Annotated in this window: 9 protein-coding genes and 1 tRNA gene; 8 read left to right on the forward strand and 2 right to left on the reverse strand. The window is 59.6% G+C overall.

What is annotated here, in order from left to right:
- The 3 genes from FGU65_RS11630 to FGU65_RS11640 all read left to right on the forward strand — a co-directional run.
- On the forward strand, nt 1-1,597 hold a 1,597-nt coding region (locus FGU65_RS11630), incomplete at its 5' end, for a vWA domain-containing protein (RefSeq protein WP_301664642.1).
- Nucleotides 1,598-1,876: 279 nt separating this feature from the next.
- Nucleotides 1,877-4,939: an Ig-like domain-containing protein gene (locus FGU65_RS11635; protein WP_301664643.1), complete on the forward strand. Its 3,063-nt coding sequence runs from the start codon at nt 1,877-1,879 to the stop codon at nt 4,937-4,939.
- A 230-nt stretch (nt 4,940-5,169) separates the two neighbouring features.
- Complete coding sequence (locus tag FGU65_RS11640) at nt 5,170-8,331, forward strand: Ig-like domain-containing protein (RefSeq protein ID WP_301664644.1); 3,162 nt, start codon at nt 5,170-5,172, stop codon at nt 8,329-8,331.
- Between the two features lie 427 nt (nt 8,332-8,758).
- Here FGU65_RS11640 and FGU65_RS11645 read toward each other — a convergent pair.
- Nucleotides 8,759-8,830: transfer RNA gene (locus FGU65_RS11645), tRNA-Arg, on the reverse strand.
- A 55-nt stretch (nt 8,831-8,885) separates the two neighbouring features.
- On the opposite strand from FGU65_RS11645, the gene FGU65_RS11650 reads away from it, so the two are divergent.
- On the forward strand, nt 8,886-9,311 hold the full coding sequence (locus FGU65_RS11650) for a dCTP deaminase (RefSeq protein WP_301664645.1): 426 nt from the start codon (nt 8,886-8,888) through the stop codon (nt 9,309-9,311).
- Nucleotides 9,308-10,267 carry a DUF128 domain-containing protein gene (locus FGU65_RS11655; protein ID WP_301664646.1) on the forward strand — a complete coding sequence of 320 codons (960 nt, stop codon included), beginning with the start codon at nt 9,308-9,310 and terminating at the stop codon, nt 10,265-10,267. Before FGU65_RS11650 ends, FGU65_RS11655 begins: the two co-directional genes overlap by 4 nt.
- Here FGU65_RS11655 and FGU65_RS11660 read toward each other — a convergent pair.
- Nucleotides 10,260-12,149 (reverse strand): tubulin/FtsZ family protein, encoded by a 1,890-nt coding sequence (locus tag FGU65_RS11660; RefSeq protein WP_367652385.1) that lies wholly within the window; start codon nt 12,147-12,149, stop codon nt 10,260-10,262. The two genes, FGU65_RS11655 and FGU65_RS11660, sit on opposite strands and share 8 nt — an antisense overlap.
- A gap of 348 nt (nt 12,150-12,497) precedes the next feature.
- Between FGU65_RS11660 and FGU65_RS11665 the strand changes: the two genes are divergently transcribed.
- From FGU65_RS11665 to FGU65_RS11675, 3 genes are all read left to right on the forward strand, one after another.
- Complete coding sequence (locus FGU65_RS11665; protein ID WP_301664648.1) at nt 12,498-13,487, forward strand: 5,10-methylenetetrahydromethanopterin reductase; 990 nt, start codon at nt 12,498-12,500, stop codon at nt 13,485-13,487.
- Nucleotides 13,488-13,576: 89 nt separating this feature from the next.
- The gene (locus FGU65_RS11670; RefSeq protein ID WP_301664649.1) at nt 13,577-14,515 is read left to right on the forward strand and encodes a galactose-1-phosphate uridylyltransferase; all 939 of its coding nucleotides are present in this window, start codon (nt 13,577-13,579) and stop codon (nt 14,513-14,515) included.
- A gap of 34 nt (nt 14,516-14,549) precedes the next feature.
- On the forward strand, nt 14,550-15,986 hold the full coding sequence (locus FGU65_RS11675) for an aldehyde dehydrogenase family protein (protein ID WP_301664650.1): 1,437 nt from the start codon (nt 14,550-14,552) through the stop codon (nt 15,984-15,986).
- Nucleotides 15,987-16,909 lie beyond the last annotated feature (923 nt).

Here is a 16,909-nt window from a genome sequence, read left to right on the forward strand (position 1 = left end):
GAACTATCCGTATCTCTCGGTGGAGACCTCGGTCAGTCCCGAGACGGTCGCGGTGAACGGGACGATCGATACCACCATCCGGCTGCGGGGCGACGGGTGGGCGCTTCAGCCCGATCCGATCGATGTGGTGCTGGTGATCGACCGGTCGGGAAGTATGCGCTACACAGATGTCAGCCCGTCGCGACTGGGTGCGGCGCAATCGGCGGCGCTAACCTTTATCGACCAGATGAGTTCTGTACGGGATCGGGTCGGTCTCGTTTCTTTTTCCTCTTCCACGACGAGGGACGATGATCTCACCTGTTCCTTTGAGACGGTGAAGAGCGATATTAACAGTCTCTCGCCCAACGGTGCTACACAGTTGCGGCGAGCCATCTATGAGGCGATCCTGATGGAGCAGGAGCAGGGAAGAGCCGAAGCCGTCAAAGCGGTAGTCGTCCTGACCGATGGCGACTGGAATTATGACGGCAGCCCGATCGGTCATGGAAAGGGGTATCCTGCGAACTCCTCCTGGGCCTATACGTTCAGCGGGAGCAGCCTAGAGCCGGACCACTACCGCTACTACGACGGCCTCGGCGGCACGCTCAAGTGGAAGTATACGTGGGGGGGAAATTATCTGTATTGCACCGATGGCGAGTGGACTAACCAGAACATGTCCCGGTTTGCCGATGCCAACGGAGTGAAACTCTATACAATAACCTTCGCTTACAACCCGAGCACGACGGTCCGGGATACGATGAGAGTTCTGGCAAACGCGACCGGAGGGTTCTACGAGCACGCGACCGATGGAACCCAGCTCACCGACATTTACCGACGCATCGCCGGCGAACTGAAGGTCGAAGCAGGCGTGAACACGACGATGGACGTCTGTTTCGAGAACGTGGAGGTGAACGGCACTCCGAAGAATGGCGCAGACGTCTTCGACTACGTCTACGCAGAGGATTATTCGACCCGCATCTGTAGTTACCGCACCTATCCCAACGGCACTACTGTTGATATGTTCCCTGAGTATACCCGGAGCGATGCTCAGAACTGGACAGGAGAAAACCCGGTACTGCATTTCGACGTCGGCACGGTGCGGCTGAACCAGACCTGGGAGACGACGTTCCGCCTGAAGGTGCTTGCGGACGGGAACATCAACGTCTTCGGTTCCGGTTCGACCATAATCTTCAACGACGGCACCGATACCCTCGACCTGCCGGACCTCTTCATCACGGCTATTCCCGACCTGAACAACACCGGCGTGGAGACGGGCTCGCTCGACATCGCGAACCTCCGCTGCACCGGGAGCGGGCCGTACCTGGACTTCCTGCCGCTCGCCTGGGATCTGACGTATACCGGGGCGGACGAGGTTACCGAGGATATCTACTGTCAGAACGACGGCGTTTCCTGGATCTACGCCGCCTCAAAGACACCTGAGATGGCGGGCGGCACGACAATCACCGAGAACTACCTGCTCGACGTGCGGCACCTTCCGCCCGGCACCTATACCGTCCGGGTGAGGGTGACGGCGCCCGATGCTCCGGTAGATCAGGAAACTCTGGCCGTCGTTGACCGGGTCGGCCCGAGTGAAAATTCAGTTTATATCCGGATCCAATAATCCTGCTTTTCGTTCCCCGTCGGGCAACGTCCATCTGCGAGATGGGGTGCTGCACGAAAGATCAATTCCCTTCGGGCAATGCTTCCTGCACCCTGCCTGCCTTGTTTTGAAAAATATTCTGCATGGGTCTGGGCACTCCGAATTCTTTTTAATCCGGATAAATATCTTTTAAATCGTAAAAAGTCTATTCTAAAACGATATTTCTTATAGAAACTTATTAATATTATTATTCTGAACTAGTCCTAGGATGGGGCAACCTTGTCTGGGAGGCATATGAATATGAAATACTGGATCTTCGGCTGCCTGCTGCTCGGTGTCGTCATGCTGACATCTCCGGCAGGGGCTCAGGTACCCGATCAGGTCGGCATCACCGGCAGCACCGCATGGCTGGTCGCCGGCGGGGACGGGAGTGCAGAGATCACCGCCACGGTGCAGAACGGCAGCACCCCGCTTGCGGGGCTGGACGTCGCCTTCTCGGTCGATGCCGCATACGGCAGCATCACGCCGGCGACCGGCGTCACCGATGCGAACGGCCGGGCGACGGCGACGTTCACGCCCGGGACGCTGAGCGGGGACGCCCCGATCACCGTCCGGGTCACCTATCCCGGGGGAGAGATTGTCCGGGATTACCTGCAGCAGATCGACCACGCCGCACCCTATGCCCTCGCTGGTCTCTCGTATGCGTCCGAGGCGACGGTCGGCGAGGAGACGGATATCGTCGTCCGGCTGGCCGACCGCTACGGCAATCCGGTCGATGGCCGGAATGCGGCCGAGTCGGTCGTCTTCGGCGTCAGTTCGGCCGGGGGAACGGCCGGTTTTGTAAACGGCGAAGCATACGAAACTCCGGTTGCCGTTGCGGTGGACGCTGCAGGGGATGCGACCGGCACCCTGCGGGTCTGCGAGCGTGCCGGAGAGAATTTTATCGTCATCGATTCACCCGGACCGATCCCGGATACCTATATCTCCATTCTCGGGGTGGCGAACGGAACGCCCGCGAGCATCATCTCTGTCGTGTCGCCGTCGACGGGCTCGCCGCCCTCCGTGCCTGCCGACGGAACGAGCAACTTTTCGTTCACCTATACCCTCTACGACCGCTACGGCAACCCGACGGAGGGACAGCAGCTCCGGATCACCACCATGGGCGGCGAGGACGCGGTGCTGACGACGAGCTCATCCGGGCAGGTTGCGATCACCTACGGGCCAAAGGACACGACCGGAACGGTGACGATCACCGCAACCGCGGCGGCGAATGCGAGTGTGAGTGTTTCGCAGGAGGTCGCGTTCACCAGCACCGATCCGGTGAACATGCTGCTGACCGCAAGCCCGCAGACGATGCCGAGCCGGGATGCAAGACCCGATTCGGTCGCTCTCGTCCGGGCGAAAGTGATGGATATCAAGGGCAATCCGGTATCCGGCGAAGTTGTCGAGTTTGCCATTGCGAATATCGCCTGCGGCACCTCCGTTCTCGTCGAAGACCCGTACTTCACCTCCCCCTCCAAGCAGACGGCTTCGGCTCAGACAGACGAGGACGGGTATGCCACCGTCCGGTTCTATCCGGGCTCGTTCATAACGGACCGGGACAACCCGGCCTGGAACGGCACCGCCACGGGCACATGCACCGTCCGGGCAGAATGGGGCAATATAAGCCGGATGCTGGCGGTTTCGTGGAAGAATTATCCTTACCTCTCGGTAGAAACGTTTGTTGAGCCCGAGACGGTCGCGGTGAACGGGACGATCGATACCACCATCCGGCTGCGGGGCGACGGGTGGGCGCTCCAGCCCGACCCGATCGATGTGGTGCTGGTGATCGACCGGTCGGGGAGTATGGATGGCACCGATCTCTATCCGTCGCGGATGGCCGCCGCCAAGAATGCTGCGAATGAGTTTATCGGCCGGATGAATCTGGACACCCGGGATCGGGTGGCGCTGGTTTCCTTCGCATTCGATGCACGGCTGGATCAAGGACTGGTCGACGATGCTGGCGTAATCCAGTCGGCAGTCAACGCATTACATGCAAATGGTGCGACGAATATGCGACAGGCCTACTATGAGGCTATCAAATACCTCAAGGGCAATGGGAGGCCTGAAGCGGTGAAAGCGGTTATTCTGATGAGTGACGGCAACTGGAATTATCATGGCTCCCCCCTCGCGGCAGGAACCGGTTATCCGGACAGCGACACCTATCTGTCAACACGATATCCGTCGTATCCCGATGCAATTCTATCCGGGTATCCCTGGAGTGGAAGCAGTTACTCATTCAGCAGTGAAAAATACGAGTGGTACAGCGACCTCCCCGATCCGAAAGGTACATTGAACCGGTGGCTTAAATGGTATCGGTATGATCCTGTTAACGGAGACCGGTGGGGCAAGGTCTGCGATGATGGTCAGTTCACCAATCAGAATATGTCCGTATATGCAACCAGCGGTGATGCCGCTGAGAACGTGCGAATCTATAGTATCGGTTTTGCGTCAAATCTGGATGACAATGTTGAGCGCGATCTCACTGTGCTTTCGGAGGCAACCGGAGGCAAATACGTCTGGGCTGGAAATGAAGATGAGCTGCGACAAGTATACACCGACATCGCCGGAGAACTGAAGACCGAGGCCGGTGTCAATACTCAGATGAGCGTCTGTTTCGAGAATGTGGAGGTGAACGGCACTCCGAAGAATGGCGCAGACGTCTTCGACTACGTCTATGCAGAGGGCAGCTCGACCCGCATTTACAGTTTCAACAACACCGTCGACATTATCCCTGAGTATACCCGGGACGACACTTCCGCGTGGCAGAACGACCACACTCTCACCTTTAATGTCGGCACGGTGCGGTTGAACCAGACCTGGGAGACGACGTTCCGCCTGAAGGTGCTTGTCGATGGAAACATCAACGTCTTCGGTTCCGGTTCGACCATAACCTTCAACGACGGCACCGACACCCTTGACCTGCCTGACCTCTTCGTCACGGCCATTCCCGACCTGAACAACACCGGCGTGGGGACAGGCTCGCTCGACATCGCGAACCTCCGCTGCACCGGGAGCGGGCCGTACCTGGACTTCCTGCCGCTCGCCTGGGATCTGACGTATACCGGGGTGGACGAGGTTACCGAGGAGATCTACTGTCAGAACGACGGCGTTTCCTGGATCTACGCCGCTTCAAAGACGCCTGAGGTGGCGGGCGGCACGACGGTCACCGAGAACTACCTGCTCGATGTGCGGAACCTCCCTCCCGGCGAGTATTCCATCAGGGTGAAGGCGACGGCTCCCGATGCTCCGGCAGATCAGGAGACTCTGGATGTTGCGGACTGGGTCGGCCGGGGGGAGCGCCCGTATATCCGGATCCAATAATCCTGCTTTTCGTTCCCCGTCGGGCAACGTCCATCTGCGAGATGGGGTGCTGCACGAAAGATCAATTCCCTTCGGGCAATGCTTCCTGCACCCTGCCTGCCTTGTTTTGAAAAATATTCTGCATGAGATCCGACACTCCGAATCCTATTTAATCCGGATAAATATCTTTTAAATCGTAAAAAGTCTATTTTAAGACGATATTTGTGGTAGAAAGTTATTAATATTATTGTATGGAACTAGTCCTAGGATGGGGCAACCGTGTCTGGGAGGAGCATATGAATATGAAATACTGGATCTTCGGCTGCCTGCTGCTCGGTGTCGTCATGCTGACATCTCCGGCAGGGGCTCAGATCCCTGATCAGGTCGGCATAACCGGAAGTACGCCCTGGCTGGTCGCCGGCGGGGGGGAGCGTGCAACCATCTCTGTTGAGGTACTTGACGGCACCACCCCCCTTGCGGGGCTGGACGTCGCCTTCTCGGTCGACGCCGCGTACGGCAGCATCACGCCGGCGAGCGGCGTCACCGACGCGAACGGCCGGGCGACGGCGACGTTCACGCCCGGGACGCTGAGCGGGGACGCCCCGATCACCGTCCGGGTCACCTACCCCGACGGGGAGATTATCCAGGACTATCTGCAGCAGATCGATCATGCTGCGCCGTACAGCGTTGCCGGGATAGACTACGCAGCGGAAGTGCCCGTCGACACGACAACGAATGTAACCGTCCGGCTGGTCGACCGCTACGGCAACCCGATCGATAACCGGAACACGGCAGAATCGGTCATCTTCTCCGTCGGATCGGCTGACGGAACGGCCGGATTCGTGAGCGGTGAGGAGTGCGTCTCGACGGTCTCGCGGGAGGTGGACGGTGCCGGGGCGGCTCTCGCCGTCCTTCGGGTCGGCCAGCGTGCAGGTGACAACATTGTCGTGATTGATGTCCCCGATCCCCTTGTCGATCCGCCGTTTGTATCCATTCTCGGTGTGGCCGATGGAAACCCCGACAACATCGTCGGCTATGCCGAACCGAACCCGGCGGTGCTGCCGGCCGATGGCGAAAGTATGTTTTTCCTGACCTTTGTCGTGCGCGATCGGTATGGGAATGCAGTGCAGGATACACCTGTCAGCATCACAAACTCCCGTGGCGGTGAAGCGAACACGTTCCTCACGAATTCGCTCGGCCAGGTAACCCTCAGTTACGGGCCGACGGTGCGTATCGGGGAGGTGACCCTCACCGCAACCGCCGCCGAGAACGATTCGGTCTCTGCCGCTCGAACCGTCGAGTTCGTGAGCGACGATCCGGTAAACATGGTTCTCACCGCCAACCCCGAGGTGATGGCAAGCCGTGATGTGAACGATTCCATCTCCTCTATCATCCGGGCGAAAGTCGTGGATATCAGGGGCAACCCGGTTGAGAACGAACCTGTCTCGTTTGCTCTCCGGAATGTCGACATTGGTGGGTATACAGAGATCGCCTCGCCGGAACTGTCGTCGAGCGTCGCCGTCACCGACAGCAACGGGTATGCCGATATCACCTTCCGGCCCGGCGCCTTCACAAACGACATTCTCGATCCAGGTTTCAACAGCACCGCGAGCGGCACCTGTGAGGTCGCCGCCACGTGGGGGGAGATCACCCGGAACGTAACCCTCACCTGGAAGAACTACCCGTATCTCTCCATTGAAACCACCGTTGACCCGGAAAACGGGACAGTAGACGTGAACGAGACCATTGATGTCGGTATCCGCCTGCGCGGGGATGGGTGGGTGGTTCAGCAGATGCTGCCGCTCGATATCGTGCTCTGCATCGACCGCGGTGAGGATATGCTCCTGAACGATACCGCAAACAAGAAAGAAGGGTGGGATCGGATGATCTATGCCCGTGAGGCTGCCTGGAACTTCACTGAGTTCCTGGCGCTCGGGGACAACCGCGTGGGGCTGGTGACGTTCGGCGACATGTCTATCGATACCCTGCAGCATGCAGCCCCGGCGGAATTTGTCGACGGGTATGTCGACCTTATCAACCTCCCGAACACCTATAACTGGAAGAAGAATCTTGCCAAGGACGGCAACGCGAACGATGACGTGATAGCGGTGAATTCCTACTATCCCGGCAACGGCCGGATCCGGTACCTGGACTTTGCTGAGGTGGTCAAGCCCCTGGACAGCGGAACCTGGCTTGATATCAGGACATCTCTCTGGGACATCGTTCCGGCAAACAGGGAGAAGACCGGCGAGGCTACTGCCCCGCTTCGGAAAGGACTGCATGCCGCAATCAAGCACCTCGAAGTGAACGGCAGACCCGGGGCCGTCAAGGCCGTTGTCGTGCTGATGCAGAACAAGTACTGCTACTACGGCGATCCCTTCGGGCCGGAGAACGGCGGGAGCCCGATGGCCTGCGACCCCGACGATAAGAGCCTCGCTTCGGGAACGGCGGATTACTATGCGTTCGGCGACTGCGACGACGAGAACATGGCGGCGTATGCAAGCGCTCACGGCATCAAAATCTATCCGATCTACTACGCAAACAGCGGTTCGACATCCGAAGAGGACGTTCCCCGCGAACTGGCCGGTCAGACCGGCGGCCGGTACTTCATGGCCGAAGATTACTTCGAGCTTGAAGCGGCACTGCGGGATATCACCCTCCTGCTCCGCGATGAAGCCAGTGTGAACACGGAGATGGACGTTACGTTCGAGTCGGTGACGGTGAACAGCAATCCCGTGCCGGGCGACGATGCTTTCGCATACGTCTACGCGCCGCCGACCGACTCCACGCGGATTTACAGCTACAACCGGACGGCGACGATCATCCCGGCATACGCACGGGACGATACCCTGAACTGGACTGAAAACCAGACGCTGCACTTCGACGTCGGCACCATCCGGGTCGGCCAGATCTGGGAGACGAGCTTCCGGCTGCGCGTGCTCGAAGCGGGCAACATCGAGATCTTCGGGGAGAACTCGTATGTCACCTTCAACAACGGCACGGATACCGTGAAACTGCCGGCGCTGGCGATCACGGCGCTTCCGACAGGTGTATCCGCGCCCCTCGGCGTGGTAAACCTGAGCGTGGATGATCTGCAGTTCACCGGTGATCCGGCACGGCCGGTCTACGACCTTCTCCCGCTTGCCTGGAACGTGAACTACACCGGGGTGCATGAAGTTGCCGAAGACCTCTATTACCGGAGCGACGGGGTTTCATGGATCTACCTCTGCTCCAAGACTGCGGACAACACGACGACCGCTGATACCTATACGGTCGACGTGACCGACATGGCCGCAGGAGAGTACACCTTCAAAGTATACGCAACAGCCCCGGACGCACCGGACAGCGCGACGGTGCTCGCGGTGCCGGTGCGTGTCAAAGACTTGAGCCGCGCGTATATCCAGATCCGGTGAGAAGCGATCCTCACGTCTTTTCTTTTGATGCTGCCCCTTTCCGCTGCCCTGATCTGCTGCGGCATTTCTCCTGCAGAGCGGCCGGAAGCGGATGGAAGGTAGTGCCCTCCGAAACAACTGATACTACCTTTGTTGCGATCGCGTCCGGGTGTTCCCGATTGATTGCAACCCGGAGCACGGCTTTCCCCTGGGTATCGCCATGACTGCCCTCGCCCCTTGAGGGGCGGGGGAGGAGGCCGGAGGCCGGGTAGGGTGGGGTTGATAATGTCTGTGGATCTTCGGGGAGACGGGGGACCCCTCCCCGTCAGCCCCACCCTGGGGGCGATTAGCCACCACGGTCCACGGCATGAGGGCATGCTTTGAGATCACGTATCAGGTATATGCTGGAGCACTACCCGCTGGAATGAATACCTGTAGAGAAAAGCGACGGATCCAGCGGGAATCGAACCCGCGTCCTTGGGTTCGAAGCCCAAGAGGATATCCTCTACCCCATGGATCCCCACACCGTTTTCTATCAGAAGATATTAAGCGTTTTCTTGCAATTATTGTATAGAATGATCCTTTCAGCAAGTGAGATCTCCCGACGCCTCTCTGAGGGGAACCTCATCATCGACCCCTACAGCCGGGAATCCCAGCAGCCGGCATCGTATGATCTCCGTGTTGCGGAGGATACTGTCCTTCCGAAGGGTGCGTGCACGCTCGTCCATAGTATCGAGTGGGTTGAGCTGCCGACCGATGTCGCGGCGACCCTGCGGTGCAGGTCGTCATTTGCCCGGAGAGGAGTCCTCCTCGGTGGTGGCTTTGTGGATCCGGGTTTTCGCGGGCAATTGACGCTCTGCCTCGTCAACGCGGGGTCGGAGGACGTCTGCCTGGAGCAGGGAAACCGTGTGGTGCAGATGATCATGCAGACCGTGTTGAACGGCGATACGTTGTACCAGGGCAGATATCAGGACAGCAGGGGCACGGTGCAGACACGATGAGTATGTCAATTCGATCGGAACGCAAGTATCTCGAGATCCTGCGTATTCTCAAAGAGGCCCATGAGCCCATGGGTGCAAAGCGGCTGAGCGAGCTGATGGCGGAACGGGGTTTTATCCTGAGCGACAGGGCCGTGCAGTATTATCTCCGCTACCTCGACGAGATGGGGTTCACCGTCAAAGTAGGCAACCGTGGCCGCATCCTCACCGAAGAAGGCACTGCCGAGACCGAGAGCGCCCTGGTCGATGAACGGATCGGGTTTATCATATCGAAGCTGGAACGGCTTGCGTTCAGGAGCACCTTCGATCCGGTGACCTGCACCGGAAACCTTGCCTACAACCTGACGCTGGTGCCCGAAGCGGATCTCGACGGGGTGACCGGTGCATTCGATGAGGTTATCCGGGCGGAGTGCGGCTTTTTTGACTCGTACAGGGTGGTCGGCGACGACCCGAGGGTGCCGGACGGTCACGCGGGGATCATCACCATCTGCAGCGTTACGCTGGACGGCGTGCTGCAGAAGATGGGTATTCCGACACGCCTTGAGTATGCGGGAAGACTCGCCGTCAAAGAGGGGTCTGCTGCAGAGTTCGTCGATCTCATCGGATACCGGGGAACCAGCATCGACCCGCTACAGCTCTTCATATCCGCCGGCCTGACGGAGGTAAACCGCCTGGTGACCACGAACTGCGGGATCGCGCTGGCCAATATTCGTGAAGTTCCTCTTTCTGCCGAGGATCTGGTGAAGGAGACCATCAGGCTGATGATAGACAGTGGATTTGCCTTCCCCGAAGGTATCGGCATCGGGAAGTTCAATCTTCATCCGCACCCGTACCGCCTCCCGGTCGTGGCATTCAGCGGCATGAACCTCATCGCAAACGCCATCGAGAAGGGATATCAGATCAGGACGGAGATCGGCGCCGGGAATATACCATTCTCAAAAATGTCGGGTTCTATGTGATCCAGACGATACTATCGTCATCCGGATCGTCATCGCCTTTTCTCTCTTTTTTCTCCGGCTCCGGCTGCACGGTCTCGATGACGTTCAGCCTGCCGCGGGATGGGACCACTTCTTTCGGCCTTCCTCCCCCTCGCTCGAGCCCGCGCCCCGATCTGCCGAGGAGATCGTCCGACGGCCGTGGCTGCCGCGCCCCGATCCGCACCTCGCCGCCGGTGAACCCGTCGTCCCGGGCACGCGGCCCGGCACCTTTCATCGCGATGGCCTCTCCGGTCATGGTGCCGTCCTTCGGCCGCTGCACCTGCTTGACGGCTGCGGTGAATCCTCCGCCGGCGTCCAGCTCCTTCGGGGCATTGACGGTCTTCATCTCCTTGGGTCCGAAGGCTCCTTCCTTCGGTGCGGGGGTTGACGAGACGGCGGTCTGCCGGGTAATATCGATCTCTCGCTTCTGTTCACGCCCCGGGAGTATGATGGCATCGTCCCCGTCCCTCTGCGGAGCACGGGGAATGGTCTCGATCGTATCGTCCTTCGATTCGCCCCGGTTTTTGGATCCGGGAAGCGACAGCATCTCGTCCTTCTCATCAGCGGATGATCCCGTCATCTCGTCATCAGTCTCCTCGTAGTAGTATGGTTCCGTGGGTGTGAGGTCTTCTTCCGCCTCGTCCGGCCATCGGGACTCGTCATCTCCGGCACCGGCCGGTTCCGGCCGTCCCTCCTGCTGTTTCTTCTGGAGTTCCTCCTCGCGTTCCAGCTGATACTCCGTCCTGATCTCCTTCAGCTCTTCGACGCGTGGGATGTTGTGCAGACCCGAGAGCATGACGATGATCCCGACATATGCGGTGCTCTTCACCGGGTAGTCCCCCGAGCGCATCTCAAGGCCGGCGATGCTCCGGTCGATCCATTTGCGAACGGTCTGGAAGCCTTTCATGGAGAGTTCGGCCGATGGGCCGGCGATGAGCACCAGGGCTTTGTCGGCGCTCGTCAGGTCGGCGGGAATCGAGACCTCTTCGTAAACCGCTTTTTTCGCCAGCGAAACGATCCTGGCTGCTTTCTCGTGTGAACCCTCGATGAAGTACTTTGACGACCGCCAGCGGTTGAAGACGTCAAGCCAGCTTCTGGGAAGGGGCTCTGAGGCGTATCCGATCGAGACGTATCCGCTGTTTTTCAGGGTGTTGAGCACTTCCCCGGCATCCAGGACGACCTCCGCGACCTCCACCCCGGACTCATTAAATTCCCCTGCACGAAGGAGCAGTCCCACCTGCCGGGCAATCCGCTCGTTGATGAGGTCGTACATATCCCTGGGGTTCTGCGGGAATGCGGGCGTTCTCCGCTGTGCCTGATTTTTGAGGCTGGTCTTCTCCTTTGCTGCAGCGGTAAGCGAAACTTTCAGCTTGTCGTGCCAGGTCTCGTTGTCGAAGAGAATAACGCCGTCGGTGATCTCTCTGAGGTGTTCGAGATCGTCTGCGGCTTTTGCAGAGATCTTCTTCCCCTCGTTCAGTTCCGGCAGGATGGCAAGCGAGAAGATCGGTTCGATGTAGGACGTGCGCAGCTCCCGTATGATGATCGGGGCGAAGTTGACCATGTTGCCCCCGAGCCCCGTACACAGCAGAATTGCATCGATCTCCAGCGTATCCAGCCGCTGGATGCGGGTCATCACCTCCTCGATGTCGATGGTGCAGGTGACGTCATACGGCCGCTCGGGATCGATAGGGGGGAAAAAGATTCGTGCGGAGTCGGGCAGATGCCGGAGCTGCAGAAGGGTATTTGGTTCAATGTCGATGGCAACTGCGTTCATGCAGCATACCCTGCTTCGCTGATCGTGGTTGTGGAGTTTATCCACGACCCGTGCTCCGGCACCCCCGAGGCCAATTGCCAAAACCCGCATATTGTATCCCTGTATCTGTCTGTGACGGTGCACCCGGAAATGAGCCGACTGCTCTCCGTGATGCACCGGTAAATCATTGTTGTGTTTGGAGGGGCGTGATGATATACATTTCTCCATGGTTCTTTGGGATCGGGGTTTTGCATTCGTTGGATATATCTAATTTTTGGAATTCGCGATCGTTAGTTTATTCTTTTTTTGAATATTCCGACTGTCTGGTTGGAATTTAATGGCAGGGCTGAATTAGCGCCCTGTTTGAGTTCCCAGCAGCGGAGATGCCGTTTGAGCGAACTCAAAATGATAATATATTTAAATCTCGGTAGAGTAACTACTCAATGAGGTGAAAAGGCCTTGAGTTATGGTATTGAATTTGTGCCAGGAAATGTCAATGTCAAGCAGGTTGTAAATTACTGCAAACTTGCGGAATCAAAAGATATTGACTTCGCGTGGATCACCAACCACTACAACAACCGTCACTGCTACCCGACCCTTGCTGCAATCGCAATGGAGACCGATACGCTGAAGATGGGCCCGGGGATCATGAACACCTTCACCGACACCCCGGCCGCGATCGCATCCTTCATGGCGACCCTGAACGAGATCTCCGACGGACGTGCCGTGCTCGGTATCGGACCCGGCGACCTGTCCACCCTCCCCAAGCTCGCGATCGAGCCCACGAAGCCTGTCGCCCGCCTGCAGGAGGGCGTTGTTCAGATCCGTGCCCTCCTCTCCGGAGAAGAGGTCAAGAAGACCGGCGATATGGAGTTCTTCGACTATGACGGAGCAAAGCTGACCGGTGTCACCCTGCCGGGCAAGAAGGGCATCCCGATCTACATCGGTGCACAGGGCCCCAAGATGCTCGAGCTCGCCGGTACTATCGGCGACGGTTCGCTGATTAACGCATCCAACCCGAAGGACTTCGAGGCAGCCATTCCGATCATCAAGAAGGCTCAGGAAGCCGCCGGCAGGAAGAGCCACGATGTCGGTGCATACACCGCCATGTCCATCGACCAGAGCGAGAAGAAGGCACGCAATGCAGCAAAGATCGTTGCCGCATTCATCGCCGCCGGATCCCCGCCGCCCCTGCTGCAGCGCCACGGACTCGACATGAACAACGTCGCGAAGATCAAGGAAGCCCTCTCCCGCTTCGACTTCAAGGCGGTCGGCGGTCTCGTCGGCGATGCAGAGATCGATGCATTCACCATCGCAGGCACCCCCGAGATAGTCAAGCAGAAGTGTGATGACCTCATGGCGGCCGGTGTGACCCAGATCATCTTCGGTTCCCCGCTCGGTCCCGACATGACCAACTCCATCCGCCTGCTCGGCAAGTACGTCGTGTAAGACCAGGGAGTAAATACCCTTCACTTTTTTGCGCCGGTGCTTTGCTGGCATTTATTACGATCAGGCTCCTATCTCTGGTGTGAGGAGCAATGTTCACGGCACAGGAGATCCAGACTGCGCGGGGGACGATACAGTACCGGCGCGAATCACTGACCGGTATCCAGTGCCGGATCAGTCCGGTCCGCCTGAAACGGCGGCTTGATGCAGACGTGTCGATGCAGTATACCGCCGACGGGTGCCCTTTCTGTCCCGGGAAGATCGACGCCGCGACGCCGACGTTCGACGGCGGCTTTCGGATCCTGCACGGCGAGAGCGTCACGTTTCCGAATCTCTATCCCTACTCCGCCGTTCATACGGTGACGGTGATAACGAAAGCTCACACCGTCGACCGCTTCCGAAAGGAGCAGCTCTCTGACGCCTTCCTCGGGATGATCGAGTCGCTCCGGGGCTCGGAGGGGTATCAGAGCATCAACTGGAACAATCTGCCGTCGGCGGGGGCGAGCCTCGTACACCCGCATCTCCAGGGCATCGTCGATCCGGTTCCGTCGTACCTGGCAGGCCGCTACCTGGCCGGCAGCGCAGCGTATCTGCGCAAGCACAACCGGGTCTACTGGGACGATCTGCGTGCACGGGAATCCGGATCCGACCGTTTTCTCTTCGAGGACGACGAGATCTTCTGGTCGGCAAGCCCGGTCCCGCTCGGCGAGCGGGAGGTGCGGGGGCTGCTTCCCATTGCCACGCTCGATGAGCTTGAGCCGTACGTCGACCCCCTGGTTTCAGGGCTTCTCACCGTCATCGATCTCTACCGGAGCCTCGGGACGTATGCCTTTAATGTTGCTCTTTTCTTCGATAAGCCGGGTCATGACCGGGGGTATCGTGCCTTCTGCTCGGTCATATCGCGGATAAACCCGAACCGGCTCTGCATCTGCGACTCGGCGTTTATGGAGCGGCTGCACCAGGAACCGGTCATCCTCACCCTTCCGGAAGATCTCGGGCGGCTCTTCCGGGAGGGGCGCACCCGATCCTGAAACCTCAAATCGTTGAACGGCCCAACGATAGTTTATGCGTGACCCTGTTCCCTTTCTGATCGGCGGCGAGCGGCGCCGGAGTGCCGATGTCGCTGATATCCGTTTCCCGTATACCGGCGACGTGGCCGGGTGCGTCTTCCTCGCGGGAGACGGCGACGTCGAGGATGCCGTCCGTGCTGCGACCGCCGGCTTTGCGGTGACCCGCAGGCTTCCTGCGTATGCCCGGTCGCGGGTCCTGGATCGGCTTGCGGATCTGATTGAAGAGCGCGGGGACGAACTCGCCGAAGCGATCGTCCTCGAGGCGGGGAAGACGAAGACGCTTGCCCGGGGCGAGGCGGCACGCGCAGCCGAGACGATCCGGATTTCGGCCGAGGAGGCGCGCCGCATCCATGGCGAAATTTTGCCGCTCGACTGGAACAGTGCAGGCGAGGGGTATACCGGCTACACCCGCCGGTTTCCGATTGGCCCTATTCTCTGCATCACCGGGTTTAACTTCCCGCTGAACCTGGCATGCCACAAGGTCGGGCCGGCGATCGCCGCAGGGAACCCGGTCATTCTCAAACCCGCGACGAAGACACCCCTCACCGCTCTCCTGCTCGGCGAGATGGTCTTGGACGCCGGTTTCCCGCCGGAAGCGATCAGCGTTCTCCCCTGCACCACCGGGCGTGCCGAACGCCTGGTGGCAGACGACCGGATCGCCTACGTCAGTTTCACCGGCAGCCCGGACGTCGGGTGGCATATCAAAGCGATCGCCGGGAGGAAACGGGTGGGGCTCGAGCTCGGGGGCAACGCGGCGGCGGTCGTCTGCGAGGATGCCGATATCGTGCATGCCGCATCCCGGGTAACCGCCGGGGCGTTCTCGAACGCCGGACAGGTCTGCATCTCGGTGCAGCGGGTCTTCGTGCATGCGTCGGTGTACGATCGCTTCCTCGACGAGCTCCTGCCGAGAGTCCGCAGCCTGAAGGTCGGCGACCCCCGGCAGGACGATACGGACGTCGGGCCGATGATCTCGCCGGAGGCGGCCGCCGGGGCGCACGAAAAGGTCGCGGAAGCAGTTCGAGAGGGCGCACGCGTTCTGGCGGGAGGCTCGTGCGACGGCACGCTCTTCGAACCGACCGTCCTCGTCGATACGGCACCCGCGATGCGGGTTAACAGGACGGAGATCTTTGCGCCGGTCGTCACGGTCACGCCGTACGACGCGTATGCCGAAGCGCTGGCACGTGTCAACGACTCGCCCTTCGGACTGCAGGCCGGGGTCTTCACCCGGGATATGCGCCGCATCATGCAGGCGCTTGAGGAGCTGCGGGTCGGCGGGGTGGTGATCGGCGATATTCCCACCGTCAGGATGGACCATATGCCCTACGGCGGGGTGAAGGCGTCGGGGCTCGGGCGTGAAGGCCCGCGCTACGCCATCGAGGAGATGACCGAGATGCGGCTGATGGTCGTCAACGCGGGCGGTTGGGAATCGTAATCGGACTTGCGTTCTTTTTGGAAAACAGGACCCGTGAAGGTGGGGTCAGGGGAGAGGGCGAGCCCCCTTCTGCCCCAAGATGCTCGGAAATTGGTAATGCCCGAAGAGAATGCTGACAACCTCTATGCGGGCATCTGATGCGGTGTGCACAGCCACTGTCTGTCCCGACCTGGTGATTGCAGGGGCAATCGCGTTGGGGGAGGGTACCAGGGGAGGGGAGGCATCCCCCCATATACGCTAGCGTACCCTATGGGTGCACTGAATTCCTGTTGAGGGTATCTCAATACTCTCTGGCAGGAGGGGGAGACCCCCTCCCGCACCCACCCCCCGCACGATACCCCCAGAAATATCGTGCTTATAGGTTCTGCCTCTGATGCACTTCCCTTACGGATACATCGAGAGGAGTGCGTCGATTCAGATCGAACGTTTCCATCCACGAATCTTTTTGGGATGTGCTCGTTGCTATCGGTGGGGCTCAGGCAATTGATGCGGTCGGAGCTATTGCTCCGGATGACCGCAATCCGGGGTATCCGGGGCACGGCTTTCCCGTGGGTATCGCCATGACTGCCCCCGCCCCTTGAGGGGCGGGGGAGGAGGCCGGAGGCCGGGTGAGGTGGGGTTGATGATGTCTGTGGATCTTCGCAGGAGACAGGGGAGGGGAAAACCCCTCCCCGTCGGCTCCGCCCCGGGGGCGATAGCCGCCACGGTCCACGGCATGGGAAGACGCCCGGGAAAAAGGTCGTCCCCGGCACCAGCCTCGTCAGGGGAAGGACGCGGGAGACGCGCAAATCCCCGTATCGGAGGGTAGCGCTAATGGGGCCCGGCTCCTCCCCTGGCCCCACCCCCGCGAAGATCTCCCTCACGGATCCGGAGAGTCACCGCGAGACCATTACTCCAGGTTAGTCCGGTTTTCCGAAATTTTT

The sequence above is a fragment of the Methanoculleus frigidifontis genome (genome assembly GCF_030464345.1).
GTDB classification, from domain to species: domain Archaea; phylum Halobacteriota; class Methanomicrobia; order Methanomicrobiales; family Methanoculleaceae; genus Methanoculleus_A; species Methanoculleus_A frigidifontis.

What these genes read in the sequence shown, in the direction of transcription:
- FGU65_RS11640 (WP_301664644.1), top strand. Translation starts at nt 5,170, where the DNA reads ATGGAACTAGTCCTAGGATGGGGCAACCGTGTCTGGGAGGAGCATATG.
- FGU65_RS11635 (WP_301664643.1), top strand. Translation starts at nt 1,877, where the DNA reads ATGAAATACTGGATCTTCGGCTGCCTGCTGCTCGGTGTCGTCATGCTG.
- FGU65_RS11675 (WP_301664650.1), top strand. Translation starts at nt 14,550, where the DNA reads ATGCGTGACCCTGTTCCCTTTCTGATCGGCGGCGAGCGGCGCCGGAGT.
- FGU65_RS11655 (WP_301664646.1), top strand. Translation starts at nt 9,308, where the DNA reads ATGAGTATGTCAATTCGATCGGAACGCAAGTATCTCGAGATCCTGCGT.
- FGU65_RS11670 (WP_301664649.1), top strand. Translation starts at nt 13,577, where the DNA reads ATGTTCACGGCACAGGAGATCCAGACTGCGCGGGGGACGATACAGTAC.
- FGU65_RS11650 (WP_301664645.1), top strand. Translation starts at nt 8,886, where the DNA reads ATGATCCTTTCAGCAAGTGAGATCTCCCGACGCCTCTCTGAGGGGAAC.
- FGU65_RS11660 (WP_367652385.1), bottom strand. Translation starts at nt 12,149, where the DNA reads ATGCGGGTTTTGGCAATTGGCCTCGGGGGTGCCGGAGCACGGGTCGTG.